This is a genomic window from Natronococcus sp. CG52, assembly GCF_023913515.1.
GTDB lineage: Archaea > Halobacteriota > Halobacteria > Halobacteriales > Natrialbaceae > Natronococcus > Natronococcus zhouii.
This window is the reverse complement of sequence record NZ_CP099391.1, coordinates 1,234,637-1,260,163: the sequence shown is the minus strand read 5'-3', so window position 1 is coordinate 1,260,163 and position 25,527 is coordinate 1,234,637. Positions and strand designations below refer to the sequence as shown.

Annotated in this window: 25 protein-coding genes; 15 read left to right on the top strand and 10 right to left on the bottom strand. The window is 64.7% G+C overall.

Annotation, left to right across the window (positions count from 1 at the left end):
* The first annotated feature begins 48 nt into the window (after positions 1–48).
* Genes NED97_RS06505 through NED97_RS06490 form a run of 4 tightly spaced genes read left to right on the top strand, consistent with a single transcriptional unit; the run spans position 49 to position 4,027 of the window.
* A complete protein-coding gene (locus NED97_RS06505; protein ID WP_252489902.1) occupies positions 49–1,182 on the top strand; it encodes a branched-chain amino acid ABC transporter permease in 1,134 nt (377 codons plus the stop codon).
* Positions 1,179–2,489, top strand: a complete 1,311-nt coding sequence (locus NED97_RS06500; RefSeq protein ID WP_252489901.1) for a branched-chain amino acid ABC transporter permease — start codon at positions 1,179–1,181, stop codon at positions 2,487–2,489. The genes NED97_RS06505 and NED97_RS06500 overlap by 4 nt, the downstream gene beginning before the upstream one ends.
* On the top strand, positions 2,486–3,322 hold the full coding sequence (locus tag NED97_RS06495) for an ABC transporter ATP-binding protein (RefSeq protein ID WP_252489900.1): 837 nt from the start codon (positions 2,486–2,488) through the stop codon (positions 3,320–3,322). Before NED97_RS06500 ends, NED97_RS06495 begins: the two co-directional genes overlap by 4 nt.
* Complete coding sequence (locus tag NED97_RS06490; RefSeq protein ID WP_252489899.1) at positions 3,323–4,027, top strand: ABC transporter ATP-binding protein; 705 nt, start codon at positions 3,323–3,325, stop codon at positions 4,025–4,027.
* Between the two features lie 169 nt (positions 4,028–4,196).
* On the opposite strand, the gene NED97_RS06485 is transcribed toward NED97_RS06490, so the two are convergent.
* Entirely contained in the window at positions 4,197–5,483 is a 1,287-nt protein-coding gene (locus NED97_RS06485) for an ABC transporter substrate-binding protein (RefSeq protein ID WP_252489898.1), read from the bottom strand.
* Between the two features lie 292 nt (positions 5,484–5,775).
* Positions 5,776–7,170, bottom strand: a complete 1,395-nt coding sequence (locus NED97_RS06480; protein ID WP_252489897.1) for a sodium-dependent transporter — start codon at positions 7,168–7,170, stop codon at positions 5,776–5,778.
* Positions 7,171–7,329: 159 nt separating this feature from the next.
* Between NED97_RS06480 and NED97_RS06475 the strand changes: the two genes are divergently transcribed.
* The 3 genes from NED97_RS06475 (at position 7,330) to NED97_RS06465 (ending at position 11,156) form a co-directional block, all read left to right on the top strand.
* Positions 7,330–8,874 carry an acyl-CoA carboxylase subunit beta gene (locus tag NED97_RS06475; protein WP_252490586.1) on the top strand — a complete coding sequence of 515 codons (1,545 nt, stop codon included), beginning with the start codon at positions 7,330–7,332 and terminating at the stop codon, positions 8,872–8,874.
* Between the two features lies 1 nt (position 8,875).
* Positions 8,876–9,187, top strand: a complete 312-nt coding sequence (locus NED97_RS06470) for a hypothetical protein (RefSeq protein WP_252489896.1) — start codon at positions 8,876–8,878, stop codon at positions 9,185–9,187.
* Between the two features lie 148 nt (positions 9,188–9,335).
* Positions 9,336–11,156, top strand: a complete 1,821-nt coding sequence (locus NED97_RS06465) for an acetyl-CoA carboxylase biotin carboxylase subunit (protein WP_252489895.1) — start codon at positions 9,336–9,338, stop codon at positions 11,154–11,156.
* Positions 11,157–11,270: 114 nt separating this feature from the next.
* Here the strand turns inward: NED97_RS06465 and NED97_RS06460 are convergent, their stop codons facing one another.
* The 3 genes from NED97_RS06460 to NED97_RS06450 all read right to left on the bottom strand — a co-directional run bounded on the left by NED97_RS06460 (position 11,271) and on the right by NED97_RS06450 (position 13,603).
* Complete coding sequence (locus NED97_RS06460; protein WP_252489894.1) at positions 11,271–11,477, bottom strand: dodecin family protein; 207 nt, start codon at positions 11,475–11,477, stop codon at positions 11,271–11,273.
* A gap of 121 nt (positions 11,478–11,598) precedes the next feature.
* Positions 11,599–12,819 (bottom strand): FAD-dependent oxidoreductase, encoded by a 1,221-nt coding sequence (locus NED97_RS06455; RefSeq protein ID WP_252489893.1) that lies wholly within the window; start codon positions 12,817–12,819, stop codon positions 11,599–11,601.
* Positions 12,820–12,997: 178 nt separating this feature from the next.
* A complete protein-coding gene (locus NED97_RS06450) occupies positions 12,998–13,603 on the bottom strand; it encodes a hypothetical protein (RefSeq protein WP_252489892.1) in 606 nt (201 codons plus the stop codon).
* Between the two features lie 92 nt (positions 13,604–13,695).
* Here NED97_RS06450 and NED97_RS06445 point away from each other — a divergent pair, with 92 nt between their 5' ends.
* Together NED97_RS06445 and NED97_RS06440 are read left to right on the top strand one after the other, a co-directional pair.
* Positions 13,696–14,961 (top strand): cation:proton antiporter, encoded by a 1,266-nt coding sequence (locus tag NED97_RS06445; RefSeq protein ID WP_252489891.1) that lies wholly within the window; start codon positions 13,696–13,698, stop codon positions 14,959–14,961.
* A gap of 229 nt (positions 14,962–15,190) precedes the next feature.
* Positions 15,191–15,862 carry a DUF7344 domain-containing protein gene (locus tag NED97_RS06440; protein ID WP_252489890.1) on the top strand — a complete coding sequence of 224 codons (672 nt, stop codon included), beginning with the start codon at positions 15,191–15,193 and terminating at the stop codon, positions 15,860–15,862.
* Positions 15,863–15,958: 96 nt separating this feature from the next.
* Here the strand turns inward: NED97_RS06440 and NED97_RS06435 are convergent, their stop codons facing one another.
* Positions 15,959–16,570 (bottom strand): universal stress protein, encoded by a 612-nt coding sequence (locus NED97_RS06435; protein WP_252489889.1) that lies wholly within the window; start codon positions 16,568–16,570, stop codon positions 15,959–15,961.
* 179 nt (positions 16,571–16,749) lie between these two features.
* Between NED97_RS06435 and NED97_RS06430 the strand changes: the two genes are divergently transcribed.
* The 3 genes from NED97_RS06430 to NED97_RS06420 all read left to right on the top strand — a co-directional run bounded on the left by NED97_RS06430 (position 16,750) and on the right by NED97_RS06420 (position 19,775).
* Positions 16,750–18,375, top strand: a complete 1,626-nt coding sequence (locus tag NED97_RS06430) for a long-chain-fatty-acid--CoA ligase (protein WP_252489888.1) — start codon at positions 16,750–16,752, stop codon at positions 18,373–18,375.
* Entirely contained in the window at positions 18,375–19,175 is an 801-nt protein-coding gene (locus NED97_RS06425; RefSeq protein WP_252489887.1) for an enoyl-CoA hydratase-related protein, read from the top strand. The genes NED97_RS06430 and NED97_RS06425 overlap by 1 nt, the downstream gene beginning before the upstream one ends.
* Positions 19,176–19,370: 195 nt before the next feature.
* Positions 19,371–19,775 (top strand): hypothetical protein, encoded by a 405-nt coding sequence (locus NED97_RS06420; protein ID WP_252489886.1) that lies wholly within the window; start codon positions 19,371–19,373, stop codon positions 19,773–19,775.
* Between the two features lie 62 nt (positions 19,776–19,837).
* On the opposite strand, the gene NED97_RS06415 is transcribed toward NED97_RS06420, so the two are convergent.
* Complete coding sequence (locus NED97_RS06415) at positions 19,838–20,287, bottom strand: dCTP deaminase/dUTPase family protein (RefSeq protein WP_252489885.1); 450 nt, start codon at positions 20,285–20,287, stop codon at positions 19,838–19,840.
* A gap of 90 nt (positions 20,288–20,377) precedes the next feature.
* Between NED97_RS06415 and NED97_RS06410 the strand changes: the two genes are divergently transcribed.
* Positions 20,378–21,628, top strand: a complete 1,251-nt coding sequence (locus tag NED97_RS06410; RefSeq protein ID WP_252489884.1) for a M20 family metallo-hydrolase — start codon at positions 20,378–20,380, stop codon at positions 21,626–21,628.
* Between the two features lie 245 nt (positions 21,629–21,873).
* Positions 21,874–22,542: an O-methyltransferase gene (locus tag NED97_RS06405; RefSeq protein ID WP_252489883.1), complete on the top strand. Its 669-nt coding sequence runs from the start codon at positions 21,874–21,876 to the stop codon at positions 22,540–22,542.
* On the opposite strand, the gene NED97_RS06400 is transcribed toward NED97_RS06405, so the two are convergent.
* Positions 22,527–22,901 (bottom strand): hypothetical protein, encoded by a 375-nt coding sequence (locus NED97_RS06400; protein ID WP_382206130.1) that lies wholly within the window; start codon positions 22,899–22,901, stop codon positions 22,527–22,529. The genes NED97_RS06405 and NED97_RS06400 overlap by 16 nt on opposite strands.
* Before the next feature lie 140 nt (positions 22,902–23,041).
* Positions 23,042–23,494: a DUF1467 domain-containing protein gene (locus NED97_RS06395; RefSeq protein ID WP_252489881.1), complete on the bottom strand. Its 453-nt coding sequence runs from the start codon at positions 23,492–23,494 to the stop codon at positions 23,042–23,044.
* A 140-nt stretch (positions 23,495–23,634) separates the two neighbouring features.
* Between NED97_RS06395 and NED97_RS06390 the strand changes: the two genes are divergently transcribed.
* Positions 23,635–24,153 carry a hypothetical protein gene (locus NED97_RS06390; protein ID WP_345781229.1) on the top strand — a complete coding sequence of 173 codons (519 nt, stop codon included), beginning with the start codon at positions 23,635–23,637 and terminating at the stop codon, positions 24,151–24,153.
* Between the two features lie 15 nt (positions 24,154–24,168).
* Here NED97_RS06390 and NED97_RS06385 read toward each other — a convergent pair whose 3' ends face one another.
* A complete protein-coding gene (locus tag NED97_RS06385) occupies positions 24,169–24,981 on the bottom strand; it encodes a mechanosensitive ion channel family protein (protein ID WP_252489880.1) in 813 nt (270 codons plus the stop codon).
* Positions 24,982–25,527: the final 546 nt, after the last annotated feature.

Genomic DNA, 25,527 nt, shown 5'->3' with positions numbered 1-25,527 from the left:
ATATAACAGGGGGTCCGAAAAAGTAGGTGACTATGTGGAGGGGTACCAATGGCGACTGTCGATGAGGTGGTAAATCGAGGGCGGGGGCTCACTCTCGAGCAGATTATGCTCGTACTCGCAGTATTCGTGACCCTGGTACTGGCCGTGGATCTCGTCCACGGGGTTGTGACGGGGAGATACAGCATCTCCCGGATCGGCAGGTACGCCTGGCAAGGGTTGATGTACGGTCTGATCATCGGACTGGCCGGCATCGGCCTCTCGATGACGTACAGCATCCTGAACTTCGCGAATTTCGCCCACGGGGACTACATCTCGACGGGGGCGTTTCTCGGCTGGGGTATAACGTATCTCATCGCCGGACGAACGCTCATGTTCGGGGAGGAGGTGAGTTTCGGACACCTCGCCCTCGTCGCCCCGCAGCGCGGGGTCGGGGGCGCTGAGATCGGCATTTCGATCTGGTCGACGCCGCTGGCGATTCTGATCGGCCTCGTGTTCACCGGCGTCGCCACCGCCGCACTCGTCCTGCTTATCGATCGGTACGTGTACAAGCCGATGCGCGGTTCTGGCGGGATTCCGCTGTTGATCGCGAGTATCGGGGTCGCGTTCGCGCTCCGGTACCTCCTCGTGTTCGTCTACTCGTCGCGTACGCGCGGAACGACGAGCACCTTCGGACTGCCGGAGTTCGATTTCCTGTTGGTCGACGGAACCGTCAACGTCGACATGCACGACTTCACACTGCTGGTGGCGGCGGGTAGCCTCATGATCGGTGTCCACCTCCTGCTCCAGAAAACGAAGTTGGGGAAAGCGATGCGCGCGATGTCCGACAACAAGGACCTCGCGCAGGTGACCGGCATTCCGACCGAACGCGTCATTCGCTGGACGTGGATCATCGGCGGCGGCCTGGCGGGCGTCGCGGGGTACCTCATGGTGCTCTGGACGGGAACGATCAGTTATCAGTTCGGCTGGCTGTTACTGCTGCTTATCTTCTCCGCGGTGATCCTCGGCGGTATCGGTTCGGTTTACGGCGCCATCGTCGGCGGAATCGTCATCGGACTGGCGATGCGCCTCTCCCTGATCTGGTTACCGGGCGGTGACTTCACCACGATCACCGCGTTCCTCATCATGATCGTCGTACTGCTGATCAAACCATCGGGACTGTTCGGAGGGAAGACGACAGCATGAGCACGAACGAAATCAACGTACGAGATCGGTTCGACGAGTACTGGGAGTACGACGCGGTGAAGATCCTGGCAGTCATCGGCGCCATCTACGTCGTGTACGCGGCGATCGGGCTGGCGCTCGGATACTCGATGGACGGTATCGTCAACACGCTCAGACAGTTGACGTACCTCATCGCCGTCTACGGCATGGTCGCCCTCGCGTTGAACTTACACTGGGGCTACACCGGACTGTTCAACATCGGGGTCGCCGGGTTCATGGCGATCGGGTTGTACGTGACGATGATGCTCGCCAAACCCGTCGAGACGACGGGTGCGGCCCAGTATCCGGGCCTCGGCCTTCCGATGCCGATCGCCGTGGCCGGCGGTGTTCTCGCGGCCGCTATCGCGGGACTCATCGTCGCGCTTCCGGCGTTGCGACTGCGCGCTGACTACCTCGCGATCGTCACCATCGCGTTCTCCGAGATCGTGCGCCTCGCTCTCAAGTCCGGCCCGTTAGAGAGCTTTACGATCTTCGGGACGGAGCTCGGAACGGGCGGCGGTCGGGGAATCATCGCGAACTACTCGGATCCGATGAATTTCATCTTCGATCTCCCCGCGTTCACGACCTTCGTCGACGCGACGAATCGGTGGTTCGGATTCGGGCCGCGACAGGCGCGAGCGCTCGCGTATTCGCTGGTCCTCCTCCTGTTTCTCGTCGGCTTCTACTGGCTCATCCAGCGAACCAGCCGATCGCCGTTCGGGCGCGTACTCAAGGCGATTCGCGAAGACGAGGAGGCGGCACAGTCACTCGGGAAGGACACGAACACGTTCAAGATCAAGGTGTTCGTCCTCGGGTGTGCGCTTATGGGGCTGGCGGGCATCCTGTGGCGATTCCGCCGGACTGGGGTTACGCCAGACGCGTTCCGCCCGCACGTTACGTTTTTCATCTGGATCGCACTGATCATCGGCGGCGCGGGATCGAACACGGGAAGCATCCTCGGATCCGGGCTGTTCGTGGCCGTCCTCTTCGAGGGGCCGCGGTACATCCGTCGACTGATCTACTCGTGGGTCGACGTCGAAGCGGCCCCGAACACGTTCGCGGAAGGGTCCGGAGCCCTGCTGGCGGCCGATCCGATACCGCTGCTGCGGTACACGTTCGATAACCTGCTGACCCTCCAGTTCGTTATTATGGGGATCACGCTCATCGTACTGATGCAACGACGGCCGGAAGGGTTACTCGGCCATCGCGAGGAGACGGCGGCGGCGATCCCACTTACGAGACGTCCGTCAGATGGCGTCGCCGTCGAAGACGGAGGTGAGTCGACGTGAGCGACGCAGCGAGCGATCAGTCGACGCCTACGTCCGTCGAAGAGCCGGATTCGGATCGAGTCGAGAACGTCGCGCTCACGGTACGCGGCCTCGTCAAACGCTTCGGCGGTATCACTGCCGTGGACGGTGCGACGTTCCAGGTCGAGGAGGGGTCGATGACCGGTCTGATCGGCCCGAACGGGGCCGGCAAGTCGACGACGTTCAACTGCATCACCGGCGCTCACCGACCGGACGCGGGCACGGTCACGTTCCGAGGGCAAGACATCACCGGGCTGTCTCCCTACGAGGTCGTCGACTACGGAGTCGTTCGGACGTTCCAGATCGCCCGCGAGATGCCGAACATGACCGTCCTGGAAAACCTGATGCTTCCGGCGAAACACCAGGAGGGAGAAGCGCTCTGGCGTTCCGTGACGCCCGTCGTCAGACAGGGAGTCGAACAGCAAGAGCGCGAACTTCTGGAACGGGTGTGGGATACCCTCGAGTTCTTCGAGATCGAACACCTCGCCGAGGTGAAAGCCGGAACCCTCTCCGGCGGGCAACGCAAGCTCCTGGAGATGGCCCGGGCGCTGATGACCGACCCGGAGATGCTGCTGCTCGACGAGCCGTTTGCGGGCGTCAATCCGACGCTCGAGAAGAAGCTCCTCGAGCACATCCACGGCTTGCGCGAGGAGGGCTACACCTTCCTGATCGTCGAACACGACATGGACGTCATCATGGACAACTGCGAGCACGTCATCGTGATGCACCAGGGATCGGTCCTCGCCGAGGGGAGACCGGCGGAGATCACCTCGAACGAGCAGGTTATCGAGGCCTACCTTGGAGGTGAGGTGTAGATGTCTATGCTCGAAGTTCGCGACCTCGACGCGGGGTACGGCGACCTGCAGATCCTTTACGACGTCACTCTCGACGTTGCCGAGGGCGAGTACGTCGTGATCGTCGGTCCGAACGGCGCGGGCAAGTCGACGGCCATGAAGTCCGTCTTCGGACTGACGACCTACATGGACGGTGTAGTCGAGTTCCAGAGCCGAGACATCACCGACAGCCCCCCCGAAGATGTCATCCACGAGGGGATCGGGTACGTTCCCCAGAACGACAACGTCTTCCCGTCACTGACGGTGCAAGAGAACCTCGAGATGGGCGCGTACATCCTCGACGAGGTGCCCGAAGAGGCGCTCGAGACGGTCTTCGACCACTTTCCCGTCCTCCAGGAGCGCCGCGACCAGAAAGCCGGAACGATGAGCGGCGGCCAGCAACAGATGGTCGCGATGGGACGGGCGCTGATGCTCGATCCGGATCTGCTGTTGCTCGACGAGCCGAGTGCGGGGCTCGCACCCGATCTCGTCGCCGAGATGTTCGACCACGTCGACTCGATTAACGAGAGCGGTACCGCGGTTCTGGTCGTGGAGCAAAACGCCAAGGAGGCGCTGCGCCGATGTGACCGCGGCTACGTCCTCGTGCAAGGGAAGAACCGCTACGAGAACACGGGCGAAGCGCTGTTGGAGGACGACGAAGTTCGTCAGCAGTTCCTCGGCGGCTAATCCACGGCGCTGCTTTTTCACCCACCGTCGGCGATCGACGACCGCTCCGGCGACGGAATTCGCGAGCGCGTCAGTCCGGTCTCACTCTCCAGCCGCCGACCGCACCAACCGGATCGGAGACGTCGCTCGAGACCCGTTGTGCACCGAAAAAACCGTCGAGACGGCTCGATCAGTTGTCAGCTAGCGCCGACTCGAGTTCGCTCGTGTACGACCCCTGTTCCGGTTCGAACGAGACCTGGTTGTAGGTCTCGCCGTCCTGTTCGTCTTCGAACATCTCCGTGTACTGTTCGGAGAGCTGTTGACCGTAGTCGTTGTTGACGTACAGTGTGGACGTCGTTGCACCCTCGAGTCGAGTGGCGGCGACTTCCGCCATCACCTGACCCTGCAGGAGGTCGCTGGGTGCGGTCCGGAAGAAGTACCCATCGTCGTCGATTTCGGAGAGGCTCAGCGCGGTGCTCGCCGGCGAACACTGGACGACGTTGGCGCTGCTGGTGAGGCCGCTGAGCGGAACGGAGTTGCCGGACGACGCCGCTCCGACGATCGCGGGATAGCCGGCGTCGATGAGCGACTCCCCCGCGCTCAGGGTCGTGTCCTCGTCGGTCGCGGTATCTTCAACCTGCAGATCGATGTCGACGACGCCCCCGAACTCCTGGGCCGCGAGCTGGCCGGCCTGGATCATCAGGCTCCCGAGTTCACCGAGATCGCCCGTCTGCGGGAGCAGGATGGCGACGCTCACCTCGTCCCGATCGGTTCCACCCTGGACTTCGTCAGCTGCGTCGCCACCGGGACCTTCGCCCTCGAAGTTGACGGTGTCTTCAGTCTCCGTTCCATCCTCCGTGAACGTCCAGATGTCGTACGCTGCCTCCGCTGGGTCGCCGACCTCGTCGAAGTCGACCGCGCTCGAGGCGCCCTGATAGTTGATCATCTCGCCGTCCGCGACTGCCTCGGCGGCTTCCTCGAGTTCGTCCGGTCCGTACTCGTCCCCCTCGTCCGGGTTAGCGACGTTGCGCACCTGATCCCGGAGGGCTTCGCCATCGTTGTCGCCCGCGGCGATGTTCGCGAGGACCATCACCGCGACGGCGTCGAACGTGTGCGAGTTGAACACGCCGGCCGTCTCGCCGTACTCGTCCTGGTACATCTCCTCGAACGCTTGCTCGTTGGGGCCCGCCGAGGACGGCGCAGTCCCCGTGACGTCGCTCATGTCCTCGCCGACCTCACCCGGCAGCGCCTCGTCGAGCAGGCCGTCCGGAACGATGATCTCGGCCGAGCCAGTGCCGAACTCCGAGTAGTAGTCTCGGAAGATCTGGATGCCGCTTTCCGGATATCCGATAATGTTCAGGACATCGGGCCCTTCCCCTTCGATTTCACCTTCGTCACCGATACAGCCGGCGATACCGAGCGCCCCAGCAGTACCGATTCCACTGAGCACCCTTCGTCGATTGAGTTCCCTACCCATGGCATATGATCGCACGCAACCATATATAGAGTTTGTGTGATGATAACGCGGCCTTCACCGGGAAAGAAAATGCCTCAGTTACCGCGTTTGCCTCCGAACTGGAACTTGGGTCGCCGGTTCGACGGGCGGACGGCCGCTCTCGAGAAGGGAAGCGGCGTTTAAACCGCGTGTTCGGTCTCAGCGGAGCGCCGATAGCGACGCCCGCCGGCGGTTCGTGGAAGGGGACCGCGCCGGTGACTCCGCGGACGATCCGTCGATCGGAGCCGCAAAAACGAAACCGACGTTGCGCCCGTTACAGGTTCCCGTCCGTCCACTCCGCGAACGGTCCGGTGAGGAATTCGACGTACTCGACGATGCCGAGGTATAGCGAGACGACCAGCACGATGATGATCGGCACGCGGATCGCCCAGATCCACGCCTGGCCGAGGCCGTCGAGACTACCTATCCCTTTCTCGAGTTCATCGATAGCGACCTGCGGTGCGACCCAGCCGACGAGGATCGCCAGCATCAACGCACCGAAGACGAGCAGGATCGCGTCCGCGAACAGGTCGAGCAGGTCGAGGAAGATCATGTCGTACGTGACCGGCGCGCCGAGCAGGTAGATTATACCACCCATCCCGAGTGCGGCCTTCCACCGCTCGATCCCTTTCTCGTCGATGACGTAGGAGGTGACGACCTCGAGCAGCGAAATCGCACTCGAGAGCGCGGCGATGGCGACGGTTCCGAAGAACAGGATACCCAGCCAGCGGCCGCCCGGAATCGTCGCGAACGCTTCGGTGAGACTGAAGAAGATCGCACCGGCCCCCTCGGTCCCCGGATCCGCACCGGCGGCGAAGATCATCGGGAAGACGACGAGACCGGTGAGGAACGCGATACCGGTGTCGAAGCCGATGATCAGCGCCGCGTCCTGGGTGAGGTTGCGGTCCTCACCGAGGTAGGAGGCGTACGTGATCATCACGCCCATCCCCAGCGACAGGGTGAAGAACGCCTGTCCTGCCGCGGCGGGGAGGATGTTGGCCCAGTTCTCGGCAACGACGCCGAAGTCCGGTGACAGGTAGTAGCTGTACGCCGTCCCAGCCTCCGGAAGCGTCGCGGCCCAGACCGCCAGGACGACCATCAGGACGATGATTGCCGGAACCATCAATTTCACCGCGAATTCGATCCCGCGGCGGATACCGAGGGCGACGATCCCGACGGTGATCGCCATGAAGATGGTGTGGAACACGAACGCTTCGAGCCCCGTCGCGAAGTCGAGGAACATCATGACCGTCTCGGGCTGGCCAGCCTCCGCGGCGGCGCCCTCGTATCCGGCGAGGTGTCCCGCGTAGCTGTCGGTGAACCCCTCGAGGAAGTATCGAATGAACCAGCCGGCGACGACGCTGTAGTACGAGAGGATGACGAAACCGGTGACGATGAAGATTCCCCCGACGTACTTCCAGGCGTCACCGCCGTACTCCTTCAGTGCACCTACCGGATTTCGCTCGGTCTTTCGACCGACGACGAACTCGGCGAGGATCGCCGGAAAGCCAACTAGCGCGACGAACAGGAGGTAGACCAGCAGGAAGGCTGCACCGCCGCCCTCTCCCGTAACGAACGGGAATCGCCAGATGTTACCAAGCCCCACTGCACTCCCGACGGCCGCGAGAATAAACCCTGTTCTCGTGGCCCATGTTTCACGTTGTACCATATCCCCCTCGTTAAAAGAGGAGTCATATATAACTTTTCGTAGTGCTTCTCGTCCCCGCGTAATTGGGTCATGACTAATTGTGGCGGGTTACGGAATTCTTTTCCTGTTGGTCGTCACACAACGGCGTATGAGACCGACGGAGGTGTTCCCGGCATGACGATGGAGGACCGGATCGAGGAACTGGAGGAACTCCGGGAGGAGGCCCGGATGGGCGGCGGCGAAGAACGGATCGAAAAACAACACGACAAGGGGAAGATGACGGCCCGCGAGCGGATCGACTACTTCCTCGACGACGGGACGTTTACGGAGTTCGATCAGCTCCGGACCCACCAGACCAGCCAGTTCGGGATGGAGGAGAAGCAGATTCCCGGCGACGGCGTCGTCACGGGCTACGGCGAGGTCAACGGTCGAACCGTCTTCGTCTTCGCGCACGACTTCACCGTCTTCGGCGGCTCGCTGGGCGAGGTCTTCGCCGAGAAGATCTGCAAGGTGATGGATATGGCGATGGAGGTCGGCGCACCGGTTATCGGGCTCAACGACTCCGCGGGCGCGCGAATCCAGGAGGGTGTCAAGAGCCTCGCCGGGTTTACCGAGATCTTCCGGCGTAATCAGGAAGCCAGCGGCGTCGTCCCTCAGATCTCGGGGATCATGGGTCCCTGCGCGGGCGGGGCCGTCTACTCCCCGTCGATCACCGACTTCATCTTCATGGTGAAGGATACGAGCCACATGTACATCACCGGTCCCGGCGTCACGAAGACCGTCACCGGTGAGGACGTTACTCACGAGGAACTCGGGGGTGCGATGACCCACGCCGGCAAGACCGGCGTCGCCGAGTTCGCCTGTGAGGACGAAGAGCAGGCTCTGGACGACATCAAGCGTCTGCTGTCGTACCTGCCGCAGAACAACGTCGAGGATCCGCCGCGGGTCGATCCCTGGGACGATCCGGATCGCCGCGACGAGGCGCTCGAGTCGATCGTTCCCGACAGTCCGCAGAAACCGTACGACATGACGAACGTCATCGACTCGGTGCTCGACGAGGGTTCGTTCTTCGAGGTCGCCGAGAACTTCGCGAAGAACATCGTCGTCGGTTTCGGCCGGCTGGACGGTCGCTCGGTGGGTCTCGTCGCCAATCAGCCCCGCGTGAACGCCGGCACGCTCACCGTCGACGCCTCGATGAAGGGCTCGCGATTCATCCGCTTCTGTGACTCGTTTAACATCCCGATCGTCACCTTCGTCGACGTCCCCGGCTACATGCCCGGAACGGACCAGGAACACCGCGGGATCATCCGTCACGGCGCCAAACTTCTCTACGCGTACTCGGAGGCGACCGTCCCGCTGCTGACGGTAATCACGCGCAAGGCCTACGGCGGCGCCTACTGCGTGATGGCCTCGAAGAACCTCGGCGCCGACGTCAACTACGCCTGGCCGACCGCCGAAATCGCCGTCATGGGCCCGCAGGGTGCGGTCAACATCCTCTACCGTCAGGAACTCGCCGAGGCAGAGAACCCCGACGAGCTCCGGGACGAACTCATCGAGGAGTACCGCGAGGAGTTCGCCAACCCCTACACGGCGACGGACAAGGGCTTCCTCGACGACGTCATCCTCCCCACCGAAACGCGGCCGCGGCTGATCGCCGACCTCGAGATGCTCGAGACGAAACGCGAGGAGAACCCGGACAAGAAACACGGCAACATCCCGCTCTGAGATGACCGCACAGCACCAGTCGAACGCGGCCGACGCCGACCCGCTGGCCGGTATCCTTCCGGCCGGCGTCGATCTAGAACTGCCGGACGACGCCGACTCGGAGGAAGCGGCGGCGATCGTCGCTGCCATCGGTGCACACCTCCACGACCAGGCGCTGGCGGCGGCTGCGGCGTCCGAAGACGAAAAGACCTGGGACAACCGGCGGTGGGCGTTCAGCGGCCGGATCCGCGCCCAGCAGCAGCGCCACGTCCGCGTCCCGCGGGATGCGCCAACCGATCCCTGGAGCGCCGCGGGCCGAACGGATCGGTTCTGACGCCTCGAGGCGTCAGATCCGGGGAAATCGCCAGCCAACGCCGCGAGCGTCCCGGTCCGTCTTCGGACCGTCAACCAAAATACGTTCTGTAGTTGACGGAATCGTTGCGAAAAAGTAAGGTAGGCGCCCCGTGACGGTTTTAGCAGGAATGTTCAGGAAGGTTCTCGTGGCGAATCGCGGGGAAATCGCCGTCCGCGTGATGCGGGCGTGCGAAGAGTTGAACGTCGGAACCGTCGCTATCTACTCCGAGGCGGACAAGGACTCGGGGCACGTCCGGTACGCCGACGAGGCTTACAACGTCGGTCCGGCGCGCGCGGCGGACTCGTATCTCGATCACGAGGCAGTCATCGAGGCCGCGCGCAAGGCCGACGCCGACGCGATCCATCCGGGGTACGGGTTCCTCGCGGAGAACGCCGAGTTCGCCGCGAAGGTCGAGAAGGCCGAGGGAATTACCTGGATCGGTCCCGCCAGCGGCGCGATGGAGTCACTGGGCGAGAAGACGAAAGCCCGGAAGATCATGGAGGAGGCCGAGGTCCCGATCGTGCCAGGCACGACCGACCCCGTTACCGAACCCGAGGAGGTCGAGCAGTTCGGGGAGGAGTACGGCTACCCGATCGCTATCAAGGCCGAAGGCGGCGGCGGCGGCCGCGGCATGAAGGTCGTCTGGGACGAGAACGAGGTCGAAGACCAACTCGAGAGCGCCAAACGCGAGGGCGAGGCCTACTTCGACAACGACTCGGTCTACCTCGAGCGCTACCTCGAGCAGCCCCGGCACATCGAGGTCCAGATCCTCGCCGACGGGGAGGGCAACGTCCGCCACCTCGGCGAGCGCGACTGTTCGCTCCAGCGCCGCCACCAGAAGGTCATCGAAGAGGGCCCGTCGGCCGCGCTGACGGACGAACTCCGCGAGAAGATCGGCGAGGCAGCACGTCGCGGCGTCTCCGCCGCCGACTACACCAACGCCGGCACCGTCGAGTTCCTCGTCGAGGAGGAACCCGGCCGCGACGGCCCGCTGAGTCCGGACGCGAACTACTTCTTCCTCGAGGTCAACACCCGAATCCAGGTCGAGCACACGGTCACCGAGGAGATCACGGGTATCGACATCGTCAAGCGCCAGATCCGGATCGCGGCCGGCGAGACGATCGACTTCGATCAGGAGGACGTCGAGATCGACGGCCACGCGATCGAGTTCCGGATCAACGCCGAGAACGCGGCCAAGGACTTCGCGCCGGCGACCGGCGGCACGCTGACGACCTACGACCCGCCGGGCGGGATCGGCGTCCGCCTCGACGACGCGCTGAAGCAGGGTGACGAACTCGTCACGGACTACGACTCGATGATCGCGAAGCTGGTCGTCTGGGGCGCGGACCGCGAGGAGTGTCTCGAGCGATCGCTGCGCGCGCTCCGGGAGTACGAGATCGAGGGCATCCCAACGATCATCCCGTTCCACCGGCTGATGCTCACCGACGAGGAGTTCGTCGCCAGCACGCACACCACGAAGTACTTAGACGAGGAACTCGACGAGAGCCGCATCGCGGACGCCCAGGAGCAGTGGGGTGCCGCCGACACCGGCGGCGCCGACGACGAGGAGTCCGTCGAACGCGAGTTCACGGTCGAGGTCAACGGGAAGCGCTTCGAGGTCAATCTCGAGGAACACGGCGCGCCGGCGATCCCGACCGGCGACGGCGGCAGTCAGGCCGCGAGTCCGCCGGAACCCGCGGGCGGCTCCAGCGAGGAGACCGAGATCGAGGGGGAGGGCGAGACGGTAGACGCCGAGATGCAGGGGACGATCCTCGGCGTCGAGGTCGAGGTCGGCGACGAGGTCGCGGCGGGCGACGTGCTCGTCGTCCTCGAGGCGATGAAGATGGAGAACGACATCGTCGCCTCCCGCGGCGGAACGGTCTCCCAGATCGCCGTCGAGGAGGGCGAGAGCGTCGACATGGGCGACGTGATCGTCGTCCTCGAGTAGCCCAGTTCGCATCGGACCGACCGGTCGATCCGCGGCTTCTCGGTCCGACTGGAGCGTTTTCCAGCCCCGGTCGCGACGGGGAAGCCGTCTGATACCGCTTTTGGACCGAACCCGTTATCGCTGCAGTTCGAACGACACGTGGACCGTCGTTCTGTAGTGCTGTATCTGGCCGTCCTCTACGTCCGCCGTCTGTGAGTCGATCTCGATACCGCTGATGTTCTCGAGCGTCTCGTCCGCGTCGTCGAGCGCGCTCTGTGCGGCGTCTTCCCACGATTCGCTCGAGTTCCCGACGAGCTTGATTACCTTGGCAGTTGCTCCCATGATCCGTGACAACGGACGGCGTTATCGAGTATATAGCTGGGGGTGGCCGGTCGTCTCCTGCTGGCGCGACGAGTCGGTTTCTCCGTTATCGAGCCGTTCGATTCGAGTCGTTCTGCGCCGATCAGTCGCCGACGAGGTCCGCGTCCGTCGGTCCCTGGCCGTCGAATTCGGCGACGAACTCGTCGACCCGCTCCGGATCGGCCGCGCCGGGGAGCCGCCGCGTCGCGGTTTCGCAGTCGGCCTCGACCTCGAGTCGGTTACAGACCAGATCCGCCGTCGCTTCGGCCATCTTCCGGTACGTCGTGAGCTTCCCGCCGACGACGGTGGCGAAGTTATCCACGCCCTCGTCGGCGTGCTCGAGCAGGTGAAAGCCCCGGGAGATGCCGCGCTCGTCCAGCGCGGCTTCCTCGGGTTCGTAGAGGGGGCGAACGCCCCACCACGTCCGGACGTGGGCGGCGTCGGCGACCGGCGGCAGCATCTTCGCACACTCCGCGACCGAGCGCTCGATCTCCCAGTCGGCTCGCTCGTACTCCTCCGGATCGTCGACCGGGACGCTCGTCGTTCCGAGGACGACCTCGTCGTCGTGCGGAACGATGATGTCGCCGTCGTCGGGATCGCGACACCGGTTGAGAACCGGCTCGAGTCGGTCGTACTCGACCGAGACCATGACGCCCCTGGTCGGGTGGAGACCGACGCTCGCGCCGACCAGGCCCGCGATGGACGCCGCGTAGGGACCTGCGGCGTTCACGACGTACGTCGGCGCGATCGTCTCGTCGACGTCGCCGCCGAGGTGAACCTCGGTAACGCGGCCGTGCTCGCGACTCATCTCCGTGACCGGGGCGTGAGTCAGGATTCGCGCACCGTGATCGCGCGCATCCGCCGCGTTCGCCGCGACCAGCCGGGACGGGAGGACGACGCCGTCGGGAACCCGCATCGCCCGCTCGACGTCGTCGCTGAGGTCGGGAATCTCCGCGCGGGCCGTCTCGCCGTCGACGACCTCGGTCGAGATACCGACCTCCTCGCAGGCCGCGCGTTTCGCCTCGAAGTAGTCCGGATCGTCCTCGGTCAACTGGACGAATAGCCCGCCCGTATCGCGGACGCAGACTCCCGCGATCTCCTTCAGAATTCGGCTCTCCTCGAGACAGGCCCGTGCCTCCGGCCGGTCGGCCTCGGCGTAGCGCGCGCCGCTGTGGAGCAACCCGTGCGATCGCCCCGAGGTTCCGGCCGAGAGTCCGTCGCGTTCGACTAGCGTTACGTCGACGTCTCGGAGCGCGAGATCCCTGGCGATCCCGGCTCCGGTTGCGCCGCCGCCGATGACGAGAACGTCGGTCCGGCTGTCCATACGCACTCGAGGGGCCGAAGCGGGACATATGTTTCACCGGCGTGGACCGGTCGGCGCCTATCGATCGAATCGACCCGTCAGTTCCGTCCGAACCCGGCCCGCGGTGTTGCCTCTCGGACGAGGTGGCGCCCGGCGAGAACTCGATCGGCGGCGGCGCTGCGGACCGATCGTCGCCGGCTCACTCGTCCGGTTCGGTCTCGACTTCCGGGGGCTGGCGCTCGGACTCGACCGTTCCCTCCACCAGCTCGCCGTACTCTTTGGCGGTCAGCTCCCCCTCGTTGTAGGCCTCGGCCCACTCGGCCTCGACGTAAGCTGACCCGTACGCCGCCGGCGCCCCGTCTAGGGTGGTGATGCTGAGTGCGAGGGCGTCGTAGTCGGACTCGAGCAGCGCCGCGAACGCACCCGCGATCGGCGCGACGTCGTGGAGGGTTCCCTCCGCGTACCGCTCGGTGCTGACGTACTCGACCGTCAGGACCTCCTGCTCTCGCTCGACGGACTCGATCTCGAAGGCGTATTCGTCGAAGGCCTCGGCAAACTCGTCCTCGTCGGTGATCTCGGCGTCGGCCATCGCCTGGATGCGCTCTTCGAGGACCTCCGTCCTCTCTGCCACCGGTAACTCCGGCTTCAGTTCGGCGACGGGCCACTCCGTATTCGGCGGGAGTTCCTCGCCGACGTCTTCGGTGCAGCCGCTCAGAAGCAACAACCCGCCGAGTCCGCCCAACTGCAGGAGCCGTCGCCGGCGTAGCGACCGACTCGCGTTCCCAGAGGGAAATCCTGATTCCATAGCAAACGTTCCGAACCCCCCGGCAATAGGCGTTGGTTCTGCAGTTGCCAGCCCGTTACTCATGCCCGAGTACACGTTGATTTGCAGTATCGATGGCTCTCGAATTGTACGACGTCGGCTTGGTTCTCATCGGGGTCGTCCTGTTCGGCGTTTCGATCCTGCCGCGATTCGCTTCCGACAGGGCGATTTCGCTTCCGATCTTCTTCGTCTCGTTCGGGCTGCTCGCGTTCGGACTCCCGACCGGGTTGCCGGCGCCGGATCCGCTCGAGCAGGGGTTGCTCACCGAACGGCTCGCGGAGTTCGGCGTCATCATCGCGCTGATGGGAGTCGGGCTGAAGATCGACCGTCCGCCGGGACTGCGCGCGTGGATGTCGACCTGGCGACTGCTCCTGATCGCGATGCCGCTGTCGATCGCCGGCGCGGCGCTGCTCGGCTGGTGGTACGTCGGACTGTTCCTCCCGACGGCCGTTCTGCTCGGGGCGTGTATCGCGCCGACCGATCCGGTGCTCGCCTCGGAGGTGCAGGTCGCGGACCCCGGCGAGGGACCGAACGGCGACGGGCAGGCAGACGGCGCGGACGAGATCGACCGCGAGAACGAGGTCCGGTTCGCGCTCTCCTCCGAAGCCGGGCTGAACGACGGGTTCGCGTTTCCGTTCACCAACCTGGCGATCGCGATCGCACTCGTCGGGATCGCTCCCGGCAACTGGGCCGGCGAGTGGCTCCTGATCGACGTCGTCTACAAGATCGTCGTCGGCACGATCCTCGGCATCCTCCTCGGCTGGGTGGTCGCTCGGCTCGTCTTCCTGACGAACCCCGAGACGCAGATCTCGAAGTCGGTTCAGGGACTCGAGGCCGTCGCCGGAACGCTGTTCGTCTACGGAATCACGGAACTCGTCGGCGCCTACGGGTTCATCGCCGTCTTCGTCGCCGCGGTGATGATCCGCGACTACGAGCGATCGCACGACTACAACGAGGCGCTTCACCAGATGAGCGAGCTGTCGGAGCAGACCGCGATGGCGGTCATCATGGTGTTCTTCGGCGGCGCGATCGCCGGCGGTCTCCTCGAGCCGCTGACGCTCGAGGCGATCCTCGCCGCGGTGGCGATCGTCTTCGTCGTTCGGCCCCTCGCCGGGATCACGTCCCTGCTCGGATTCGATCGCGGGTGGGGCGAGCGGGGAACGATCGCCTTCTTCGGGATCCGGGGGATCGGTTCGTTCTACTACCTCGCCCACGGTCTGAACGAGGGCGCGTTCGCCGACGCCGACCTGCTGTGGGCGTTGGTCGGGGCGGTAATCCTGATCTCGATTTTCGTCCACGGGATCACGGCGACGCCGGTCGTGAATCGAATCACCCGATAGTCTCGGTTAGGTTCCGTCGAGCCGCGCCGCTGTCGCTGCCCTCGAGACCGTCACCGTCGGTCACAGACCGTGGCTCGCGCTCTCGGACGGGAATACGACGAATTATCCGATTCACCGTACGAATACAACGAATGTCACGAAACCATCCATAAAAAAGAAATAGTAATTTTCACTAGGCGAAATAAGAAAAAGATTATGTAGTGTTGATCTCACAGTTTGAGTGCAGACGATGTCCCTCCAAACAGACCGCCCTCCACATCCCGCAGACGAACCCTCCTCCGACGCGCAGAGCACCGACACGGATGTATCAACGCTCCCGGACGACGACATCTTTCACATTCTGCAGACGAACCGTCGTCGGGACTCGATTCGGTACCTCCTCGAGAAAAACGACGCCGTCAAGATGCGAGACGTCGCCGAGTACGTCGCCGCCAAGGAAAACGACACGACGGTCGCGGAACTGTCCTCGACGGAACGCCAGCGCGTCTACATCCCGCTCTACCAGTCACACCTTCCGAAACTCGACAAGGAAGGCATCATCGAGTACAACAAGTCTCGCGGTATCGTCCGTCCGACGGAGAAACTCGAACTGTTCCGACCGTACCTCGAGTTGCAGACGGATACCGACGAGTCCGGAGACGAAGACGGACGAGGAGGCACGCTGCGGCAGCGTTCCACCGTCCTCGCCGTCGCGAGTGCCAGTCTGTTGCTGTCCTCCGCGATCGGCGTGTACGCCGCGATCAGCGCCGTCGAAACCAGTCTCACGCTCGCACTCGCGATCGGAGCGGTCGCGATTCCGGGGATGGTGCTCGGCACGATCGCCACCGCATTGTTCGCGTTCACGATCGGCAGGAACTACGCGTCCTCGCTCGTTCCGGCCGACGTGAAACCGCTGAGATAAGCGAGCTTCGACGGGGTTACTGTGGGGTCTCGGTGGGTATCTTCGCACCGCTTTTTCTGTTTGCGGCAGATCTGATCCGTTCGAAGCAACGACCGATCAGGCCGCCGTCGTGATTCGAGCGTCGGCCGTGACCGCGTCGACCTGTACGGAGACGGGTCCGCTGGCCGTCTCGAGCGGGACGGTCCACGACGCACTCGTCCGGTGTGGCTCGTCGCGGAGCGAGACGTCCTCGTAGCCGTCCGATTCGGCTCGCTCGCGGGCGAGTCGTTCGACCTCCTCGGCGTCCTCGAGCCGAATTTCGTCGGTCAGCCGAACGGTGACGACCGGAACGTCGGCCAGGCGGACGACGCGTTCCGCCACGCTTCCGACCAGCACCCGATCCAGTCCCGTTCGGCCCTGCGTCCCCATGACGACCATGTCGATTCCGTTGTCCTCGACGTAGGCGAGTATCTCCTCGTGCGGGATGCCGTACTCGATCGCGGTCGTGACCGCGGTTCCGTTCCGTCCGGCCTCGCACTCGACGCGCTCGACGGCCCGGCGTGCGGCCGCGGTCGTCTCCTCTTCTTCGACCGTCCCGAGCGGTCCCTGCGGGACGATCGAGAGCGCGTGCACCGTCGCATCGAAGCGGTCGGCGATCGTCAGGGCGTGTGCGATCGCTCGTCGGGTCCCGTCGCTTCCGTCGGTCGGAACGAGGACGTCCTGATACATCGAGACGGGACTAGGGACGGCGGCGATAAATACCCCGCGTCGGAAACCGCTCGACGAGCGGCGCGTCGCTTCCGATCGATCGGTCGGTTTCCGACGTTTATCCTCGGTAAGACTATTGCCGAGATAATCCGAACAATGTAAATCTTTTTTACGACACACGGCAACGTTGGCCGTGAGCCATGACAAATCTTGTCAACCACGTCGCGGAGACCGTCCAGGAGTACGGGGAGAACCCCGCGGTCGGCTTCCGGGGCGAGGAGACGAGCTACGAGGAGTTCTGGGGCCAGACCGGCGCGTTCGCCGCCGCACTCGAGGAGAGGGGAATCGGCGAGGACGACCGGATCGCACTCTATCTGCCGAACGTCCCGCCGTTCGTGATCGCCTTCCACGGGACGCTGCGGGCCGGCGGGGTCGTCGTCCCGATGAACCCGCAGTACAAGGCTCGCGAGATCGGCCACCTGCTGGCCGACAGCGAGGCGAACGTCGTCGTCGCGCTGGCCGACCTCGTCCCGTTCGTCGAGGAGGTACGGGACGACACCAGCGTCGAGCACGTCGTCAGCGTCGGCGAGCGGAGCTCACCGGGCAGTGAGACGTCGTCTCACGATGTCGGCGGCGAGGCTGAGGGCGCGATTCCCTTCGCGGAGTTCCTGGTACCCGGCGCACCCGACATCGTCGAGCGTGACGACGACGACGTCGCGGTCCAGCCGTACACCAGCGGGACGACCGGCCAGCCCAAGGGGGTGCAGCTGACCCACCGGAATCTCGAGTCGAACACCTCGATGGCGGACGAACTCATCCCCGACGGGATCCGCCCCGACGACAAACAGCTCGGGGTGTTGCCGCTGTTCCACATCTACGGCATGACCGTCGTGATGAACGCGACGCTGTTCAGCGGCGGAACCTACTACGCGGTCCCGCAGTGGGACGCCCAGGAGGCCGTCTCGATCATCGAAGAGCAGGAACTGACGCTGATGCACGGCGTCCCGGCGATGTACAACGACGTCATCAACCAGCCGGACGCCGACGAGTTCGACCTCTCCTCGCTGCGGCTCTGCGGGGTCGGCGGCTCCGGAATCCCCGTCGAGGTCCTCCGCCAGTTCGAGGAACTCTACGACGTACAGCTCTACGAAGGGTACGGACTGACGGAAACGAGTCCGATCACGCACTTCAACAGCCCGATCGAGGGACGACGCGTCGGCAGTGTCGGCAAGACCGTTCCGGGCGTCGACTCCCGCGTCGTCGACGAGGACTTCGAGAAGGTTCAGCCGGTCGGGGAGGGACCGATCGACGAAGAGAACGCGGATCTCACGGAAATCACGGGCGAAATCGTCGTCTCCGGACCGAACGTGATGAAGGGCTACTACGGGCTCCCGGAGGCGACCGAGGAGGCGTTCACCGAGGCCGACGGCGAGACCTGGTTCCACACCGGCGACCTCGGCTACCACGACGAGGACGGCTTCTTCTACGTCGTCGACCGCGAGAAGCACATGATCGTCACCGGCGGCTACAACGTCTATCCCCGGGAGGTCGAGGAGTTGCTCTTCGAGCACGAGGCCGTCGCCGACGCCGCCGTCGTCGGGATTCCCGACGAGCGCCGTGGCGAGACCGTCAAAGCGTATATCGTGCCAACTCCCGACGCTGACGTCGCGCCCGAGGAGATCAAGGAGTACTGTCTCACGAACCTCGCCGAGTACAAACACCCCCGCGAGGTCGAGTTCGTCGAGGAACTTCCACGAACGACGACGGGGAAGGTCCAGAAGTTCAAACTCCGCGACCAGGAGGACGTCGAGGCGGAGGCCGAGTGATGGCGCTCGGCGAGGCAGTCCTCCTCGAGATCGAGGCGGAGGGTGCGGCGACGATCACCCTCGATCAGCCGGATCGGCGGAACGCGCTCTCGCGGGAGATCGGCGCGGGCATCGTCGAGGCGCTCGACGAAATCGAGGAGACCGACGCCCGCTGCGTCGTAATCGAGGGCTCCGGCGGTTCGTTCTCGGCCGGCGGCGACATCGAGGCGATGGTCGAGGGGATTCAGTCCGAGATGCCGATCGACGAACGCGTCCGTCTCCTCGAACGGACGACGAACGAAACGATCGCGCGACTGGTCGAGTTCCCGCTCCCAACGATCGCACTCGTCGACGGCCCCGCCGTCGGCGCCGGGGCGAACCTGGCGCTAGCCTGCGATATCCAGCTCGCGACCGAGGAGGCCGCCTTCGGTTTCGTCTTCCGCCAGGTCGGCCTGAGCGTCGACGCGGGCACCTCCTACCTGTTGCCGCGGATCGTCGGCGAGAACGTCGCGAAGGAACTCGTCCTCACGGGCGATATCGTCGGCGCGGATCGCGCCGCGGAACTGGGACTCGTCAATCACGTCTACCCCGACGAGGAGTTCGACGAGGCGGTTGAGAACGTCGTCGAAAAGATCGTCTCCGGCCCGCCGGTCGCGATGCGGCAGATGAAACGGCTCGTCGGAGAGGGGATCGAGAAAGCCATCGAACAGGCGCTGGTCGACGAGGCGACCGCACAGGGCATCGTCTTCGGGACCGACGACCACGAGGAGGGCGCCACCGCGTTCTTCGAGGATCGAGAGCCCGAGTTCGAGGGCCGGTAGGCGCTGCAACCGGTAGGGTGCCGGCTCTACTTCGCCAGGAGGAGTGATCCGACCGGCGGCTCGAGCCGATTCGACGGGAGGAAACGGGGGACCTACCGCTCGGATGCTCCCGCGAGAGACTCTCGTTTCAACCGGGTAATTACCAATATTGTCGGTGGGGCCATCCCTTATTGGGAACGAACCGTATCGAAGCGTATGACAGCCGTCCGATTCGAAAACGGAAAGCGTATTATTCGCAGATGGAATCGGGTGTTCGACGCCCTCTCGGCCGAACCCCGTCGACAGTTGGTCGTCTCTCTTCTGGACCGTTCCGCAGACGAGTCGATCTCGCTCCCGGAAGCGGCGGTAAATCCGAACGTTCCCCCCGATCCGGAGGAGCTTCGGCGCGACCTGTACCACCGTCATCTACCGATGCTGGAAGAGGGGGAGTTCGTCGAGTGGGAGACCGACCCGCTCACCGCCGCTCGGGGATCGCGATTCGACGAAGTCACCGTCGTCCTCGAGAGTTTACAGGCGATGGCGATCGATATCCCGGATTCGCTCGTGGTCGGCTGTCAGCGGCTCGAGCGAGAACGGCGGGACCGGTCCGAAGATCACTGAGACAACTCCGCGGACCGTTGCCGCTGTAGTCCGGTTCGACGACACGGACCGAAATCGGCGGCTCACTCGAACCGTCCGGTACCGATCGGAACGAGCGTCGAGACGCGCGCGTTTTCCTTGATCTCGAGTCCGGAACCGGTGACGGTCAGCGGCATCAGCGGCAGGTGTGAGGCCACCTGCACCGTCGGATGCGAGCCGCCGCGGGCGAGCAGTTCGTTGGTGGGCTGGAGCAACAGCGGCTCCTCGAGATCGGTGAGAAACTCGTTGTGCTGGAAGACGTACTGGCCGCCCTCGAGTTCCCACCAGCCGTACTCGTCGTCGGGGTCGCGAAGCTCCGTAGAGACCGGCTCGAGATCGGCGTCCTCGAGTTCGTCGCCGCCGAAGTCGATGCTTCCGGGGGCGGCGACCTCGTAGATCGCGCTCACCGTCAGGTCGATCCCGTGCTCGTGAACCTGTACCGGCTCGTACACCAGGTTGTCGACGTACTCCGCGAGCGGATGTTCGGCACTCATTCCGGGAGAGACGACGGTTCGGAGCGGCAAAAAACGTGGCGTCCGCTCACGGAGCGAAACCGTCTCCCGCCCGGCGCGAAACGACAACGTATGGACGTCAGTCAGCAGCGACTCCGAACGGACATCGAGACGAACGCGACCTTCGGCGCGATCGAGTCCGAGACCGGTCGCGGTCGGACCGTTCTCGCGGGAACCGAGGCGAACCGGGCGGCTCGAGACCGCTTCGTCGACCGGTGCGAGGCGACTGACCTCTCCGTCGAGGTCGACGCCGTCGGAAATATCGCGGCCACGTGGACGCCGCCGAGCGCAGGCCCCGACGCCGCACCCGTCGCGGTCGGAAGCCACCTCGACTCGGTCCCCGAAGGCGGAATCTTCGACGGGCCGCTGGGCGTCTACGGCGCGCTCGAGGCCGTCCGCACGCTTCGAAACGAGGGATTCGAACCCGACAGGCCGATCGCGGTCGTCTGTTTCACCGAGGAGGAGGGCTCGCGCTTCGGCGGCGGAATGCTGGGATCGGCTGTCGCGACCGGACAGCGCGGCGTCGACGACGCGCTCGCGCTGACCGACGGCGAGGGGACGACTCTCGAGGACGCACTCGCGGGGATCGAGTACCGCGGCGAGGGCCGACTCGACGCGAGCGCGTGGGACGCCTTTCTGGAACTGCACGTCGAGCAGGATACTCGGCTCGAGAGCGCCGGCGTTCCCGTCGGCGTCGTGACGACGATCACGGGGATCAGTCAGTCGACCGCGCGCATCGTCGGCGAGGCGAACCACGCGGGTGCGACGCCGATGAACGAGCGACGCGACGCGCTGGCGGCCGCGAGCGAGTTGATCCTCGACCTCGAACGGGCGGGCCGAGAGCACGCGGTCGCGGGCGAGAACACGGCCGTCGCGACCGTCGGGGGCTGTGACGTGCGACCGAACGCGACGAACGTCGTTCCTGGAACTGCCGAACTCGGCGTCGACGTCCGCGACGTCGAGTACGAGACGATGACGACGATCCTCGAGCGCGCCGAGCGGCGTCTCGACCGGATCGGCGACGAACGCGGCGTCGAGACGTCGTTCAGCCGCGACCTCGAACTCGAGCCCGCGCCGATGAGCGACCGGTGTCGACGGGCCTTCGACGCGGGGGCGTCGGACGCCGACGTCGAAGCGCTCTCGATGCATTCGGGTGCGGCCCACGACGCGATGCGCGTCTCGCGAGTCACCGACGCCGGCCTGCTCTTTGCGCCTTCCCGAGACGGCATCTCGCACAACCCGCGAGAGTGGACCGACTGGGAGGACTGCACGACGGCGACGCGGGTGCTCGCCGGTGCGGTGGCGGAACTTTCGACCGAATAGTCGCCGAAGAGCCGCCGGCGACGACAGACTACGCCTTCTTTTCGAACGCTCGAGCGAACCTAACGCCGTCGCCTCGTCGTGTCAGCCCGGGACGATCTGGAAGCCGACCGGCTACGATCCGTCCGCTACGCGCGAGCGTCCTCGGCTGAGACGTCCTCGATCACCGACGGTCGTAGTATTGTGTCGCATCGATCGAACTCGTTGCCGTCCCGGAACTCTATGTGTCCCGGACCGTACGACCTGGTATGACGGACGTCCTTCCAGACGACATCGGTCGCTTCGTTCGTGCAGTCGGCCCGGAACCCGACGAGACGCTCCGGGGGATGGACGAGTACGCCCGCGCCGAGGGGTTCCCCCACGTCGGGCCCGAGGTCGGCGGCTTCCTTCGGTTCGTCGCCCGACTCGCGGATGCCGAGCGTATCTTCGAGTTCGGCTCCGGCTACGGCTACTCGGCCTACTGGTTCGCCGACGCGCTCCCCGCAGACGGCGAGATCGTGCTGACCGAGGTCGACGAGGTGGAGCTCGAGCAGGCCCGCGAGTACATGGCGGCGGGAGGGTACGAGAACCTGGCGCGGTACGAACTCGGCGACGCGCTCGAGACGATCGCCGACTACGAGGGGCCGTTCGACGTGGTATTGATCGACCACCAGAAACACCGGTACGTCGACGCCTTCGACGCCGTCCGCCCGAAGGTCCCCATCGGCGGCGTCGTCGTCGCGGACAACGCGATCACTGCGGGACCGATCGACTTCGAGAAACTGCTCGCGATTGCTGAAGGAGGGACTCCGGTCGAGGTTGACGAACACACGCAGGGGATCGCCGACTACCTCGAGCGCGTAGCTTCGGATCCCGCGTTCGAAACGATCGTCCTCCCGCTCGGCGAGGGGATCGCCGTGAGTTACCGCGTAGAGTAATCGGAGTTCGCTTCGCCCTCGAGCACCTGTTCCTCTGGGAGTTCCGTCCCGGTTCGTGCGTACTCGCGGAAGCCGAGGAAGACCGTCGCCGAACAGGACGAGAGCAACGACGCCCACGTGACCGCCATCAGCGAGTGGACGAGGAGCGTCGTCGAGCCGGAAACGACCGATGCGACCGTTCCGAGGCCGACGAGGTGAAGGCCCGCGATGGCGAGGAAGCCGATCCAGAGCCCGAGCGAAAGCTGGGCGAGTTCCTTTCGAGAAACGCGGTCGGCGTAGTGTGCGGTGCAGTAGACGCCGCCGACAGCGAACGCGGTCGCACCCGCGGTCGGACCGAGGCTATCCCCAGTCGTAGTCACCGCACCAGCACTGGCGAACAGCGCGAACGAGACGGCGAGCAGGAGCCGATTTGAACGAGGAGCTGTTGAAACCACGTCGAGCACCGTTTTCGTGGGACCAGCACTCGCCCGTATAAATAGCTGTTGGCTGACTGCAGCCGCTACTCTTCGGGCCCGTCGACCAGGACGCGTTCTTCCGGGGACCGGCGTCCAGGATGGATGCCGTAGGTGGCGAAGCCGTACAGTACCGTTATCGCCACTGCACAGCAGACTGCTGCCCCGGCGATCGACTCGAGTACGATCGCGGCGATCGGTCCGGCGAACGCGTCGCCGACGGCCGCCGCCGATTCGCTCGCGGGGGCCGTTGCCAGTCCGTACGGGAGGAACGCGACGAACGCGAGCGCCCACCAGCGTTTCGTCGCGAGACGGAGCCGATCGACGGTGTAGTCGCGAGCGCCGTTAGCCACGCCGGCGACGCCGCCGGTCAGCAACAACAGCGCCGGGAGGAGCCGGTACGGCGACTCCAATCCGGTATTAACCCCGACGCCGACGGCGACGGCGGTGACGGAACCGACGAGCAGCGGCGACCGGACGGCGAAAAACGGTCGAGTCATGCCTGCTGGGCAGGTTTCGGCCTGTCGTATAAAACTCTCGCGAACTGGCCGCGTCGAACCGGGCGGGCGTGATCACCGTTCGTCCGCGGTCGACAACAAAGGACGTATTACCGGTGGCGACGAGTCGAACGTGAGAACGGATGTGGAAGGCGATCCAGTCGAAGGCGATGTGGACGCTCGCGATCCGTCGTCGAGCGGCTCCCGCAGGGGTGGATATCGCGTCGCGACTTCCAGGGGGAAGGAGTCTGGCGTTCGCGAAGCGACTCTGGAAGCGACACATTACGGAAGAACCCGATCGGTATCAGGCGTACGTCTCTTTTCCGACGGAGGACGATCGATCGGCGTTCGGTGAGGTCCACGAGTGCATCGAGGAACTGGAGTACGCGTTCGAGGGACGCCTCGACGTGTACGCACGAACGAACGGGATCGCAGTAGCGAGCGACCGCGTCCGGGACGACCAGTTCGACAGGGACGCGTTCGAGAGTGCTCTCGACCGGGTCGAGGCGTGTTACGCCGAGACCCACTCGATCGCACGTCTCGAGAAGTGGCGACCGAGCGGCGGCCAACTCGTCAAGTCGTTCATCGTCGTCCCGGTTAAACCGCTTTTTCCGGACGAGTCGATCAAAAAAGCGCCGGAGGTTCGATCGACCCCGGAGTAACTCGCACTGTGCGGTTCAGTCGTCGTCACCCGGACCGGGTTCGGACCCGGATTCACGATCGGTGCCGCGAGTCCGACTACGGGACCGATCACTCGAGCCTGATCCTCCGCCGGTGCTGGAACCTTCGTCGGGCGACACGCTGGAAGCGCGCCCCATCCAGCGGTCGATGTTCTCGGAGACGTAGTCCTTGCCGCCCCAGCCGAACGCGACACCGGCACCGATGGCGACGGCCGCGGCGAGTCCCCAAGCGAGTGCTCGCGCGAAGACGTAGAGGATGCCGACGCCGATCCCCATCGTGTCGAGACCGATGACGATCGCCGTGAAGTAGAGGAACATCCGGGCGCCGTTGGCGAACCAGCCGGCGTACGCGGTTTCGGCCGCCGCCTGCGTCCGCTCGATGACGTCGCCGATGAAGTCCGCGACGACGAACCCGAGGACGATGACGAGCAGCCCGGCGATAAACGCCGGCAGGTAGGAGACGGCCGTCGAGATCCACTCCGACAGCGTCGGAATTGCGAGGGCGTTCGCCGCCGCCAGGATCGCGAGGGCGTAGACGAACCACTTCGCCAGCGAGCCGAACGCACTGGAGACGGCCTGTTCTGTGCCACCGAGTATGCGGCCGAGCGGCGTCTCGAGAACCATGCGGTCGAGTTCGACGCCGTCGGCGAGGCGCCGAACGACGCCTGCAGCGAGTCGGCCGATGATCCAGCCGATGAAGAGGATCACCAGCGCACCGATCAGGCGGGGGAGGAACGTGACGAGCTCTGCAACGGGATCCTGGAGCCATTCGGGGACCTGTACCTGTTGGACGGGTTGGAGCTGTACCATGTACGAACAGCGTTGTCGCGTCTCTGTCTTCGTAATTGAGTGCCTATCAAAATATCATTGAATCAACTTATTTGGGCGGACAATCACACTTCAATTGAAGTGTCTGTTACCCCGAATTGCGTCTCGAGCGGACCGTGCCCGATCCGTGTCGGAACCGAGTTGCCGGCGGGACGGGCCGACGGGGGACGACCCGAACGTCGTCGTACCGGCTAGTGATAAACGACAATTGGCGCCAGTGCCGCCAGCCGACCGATACTCCTCGCCGCGTTATCATCCGGTTCTGTGACCGCTGCCCGAGCGAACCTGCCGAGTTTCATTCACGAACGAACGCCGACCTCGTTCGCTTTTCGGGACCGATCCGGGCTCGAATCCACGATTCTCGTTCGAGCGCGTTCGTACGGACGGCCGGTTGCACCCGGAGCGGTCAAATCGCACGCTCGAGGCACCGTGTCTGGCAAATTCGGGCGACGGAGAGCCAGACGTCGTGAACGCGAACCCGGCCGTAACGAACTCCGTCCGGCGAAAACGCCGTCGACCGACGAAGAG

Excerpts from the sequence above, each read along its gene's own strand:
- NED97_RS06505 (WP_252489902.1), top strand. The coding sequence starts at position 49 with ATGGCGACTGTCGATGAGGTGGTAAATCGAGGGCGGGGGCTCACTCTC.
- NED97_RS06500 (WP_252489901.1), top strand. The coding sequence starts at position 1,179 with ATGAGCACGAACGAAATCAACGTACGAGATCGGTTCGACGAGTACTGG.
- NED97_RS06490 (WP_252489899.1), top strand. The coding sequence starts at position 3,323 with ATGTCTATGCTCGAAGTTCGCGACCTCGACGCGGGGTACGGCGACCTG.
- NED97_RS06485 (WP_252489898.1), bottom strand. The coding sequence starts at position 5,483 with ATGGGTAGGGAACTCAATCGACGAAGGGTGCTCAGTGGAATCGGTACT.
- NED97_RS06480 (WP_252489897.1), bottom strand. The coding sequence starts at position 7,170 with ATGGTACAACGTGAAACATGGGCCACGAGAACAGGGTTTATTCTCGCG.
- NED97_RS06475 (WP_252490586.1), top strand. The coding sequence starts at position 7,330 with ATGGAGGACCGGATCGAGGAACTGGAGGAACTCCGGGAGGAGGCCCGG.
- NED97_RS06470 (WP_252489896.1), top strand. The coding sequence starts at position 8,876 with ATGACCGCACAGCACCAGTCGAACGCGGCCGACGCCGACCCGCTGGCC.
- NED97_RS06465 (WP_252489895.1), top strand. The coding sequence starts at position 9,336 with ATGTTCAGGAAGGTTCTCGTGGCGAATCGCGGGGAAATCGCCGTCCGC.
- NED97_RS06460 (WP_252489894.1), bottom strand. The coding sequence starts at position 11,477 with ATGGGAGCAACTGCCAAGGTAATCAAGCTCGTCGGGAACTCGAGCGAA.
- NED97_RS06455 (WP_252489893.1), bottom strand. The coding sequence starts at position 12,819 with ATGGACAGCCGGACCGACGTTCTCGTCATCGGCGGCGGCGCAACCGGA.
- NED97_RS06450 (WP_252489892.1), bottom strand. The coding sequence starts at position 13,603 with ATGGAATCAGGATTTCCCTCTGGGAACGCGAGTCGGTCGCTACGCCGG.
- NED97_RS06445 (WP_252489891.1), top strand. The coding sequence starts at position 13,696 with ATGGCTCTCGAATTGTACGACGTCGGCTTGGTTCTCATCGGGGTCGTC.
- NED97_RS06440 (WP_252489890.1), top strand. The coding sequence starts at position 15,191 with ATGTCCCTCCAAACAGACCGCCCTCCACATCCCGCAGACGAACCCTCC.
- NED97_RS06435 (WP_252489889.1), bottom strand. The coding sequence starts at position 16,570 with ATGTATCAGGACGTCCTCGTTCCGACCGACGGAAGCGACGGGACCCGA.
- NED97_RS06430 (WP_252489888.1), top strand. The coding sequence starts at position 16,750 with ATGACAAATCTTGTCAACCACGTCGCGGAGACCGTCCAGGAGTACGGG.
- NED97_RS06425 (WP_252489887.1), top strand. The coding sequence starts at position 18,375 with ATGGCGCTCGGCGAGGCAGTCCTCCTCGAGATCGAGGCGGAGGGTGCG.
- NED97_RS06420 (WP_252489886.1), top strand. The coding sequence starts at position 19,371 with ATGACAGCCGTCCGATTCGAAAACGGAAAGCGTATTATTCGCAGATGG.
- NED97_RS06415 (WP_252489885.1), bottom strand. The coding sequence starts at position 20,287 with ATGAGTGCCGAACATCCGCTCGCGGAGTACGTCGACAACCTGGTGTAC.
- NED97_RS06410 (WP_252489884.1), top strand. The coding sequence starts at position 20,378 with ATGGACGTCAGTCAGCAGCGACTCCGAACGGACATCGAGACGAACGCG.
- NED97_RS06405 (WP_252489883.1), top strand. The coding sequence starts at position 21,874 with ATGACGGACGTCCTTCCAGACGACATCGGTCGCTTCGTTCGTGCAGTC.
- NED97_RS06395 (WP_252489881.1), bottom strand. The coding sequence starts at position 23,494 with ATGACTCGACCGTTTTTCGCCGTCCGGTCGCCGCTGCTCGTCGGTTCC.
- NED97_RS06390 (WP_345781229.1), top strand. The coding sequence starts at position 23,635 with ATGTGGAAGGCGATCCAGTCGAAGGCGATGTGGACGCTCGCGATCCGT.
- NED97_RS06385 (WP_252489880.1), bottom strand. The coding sequence starts at position 24,981 with ATGGTACAGCTCCAACCCGTCCAACAGGTACAGGTCCCCGAATGGCTC.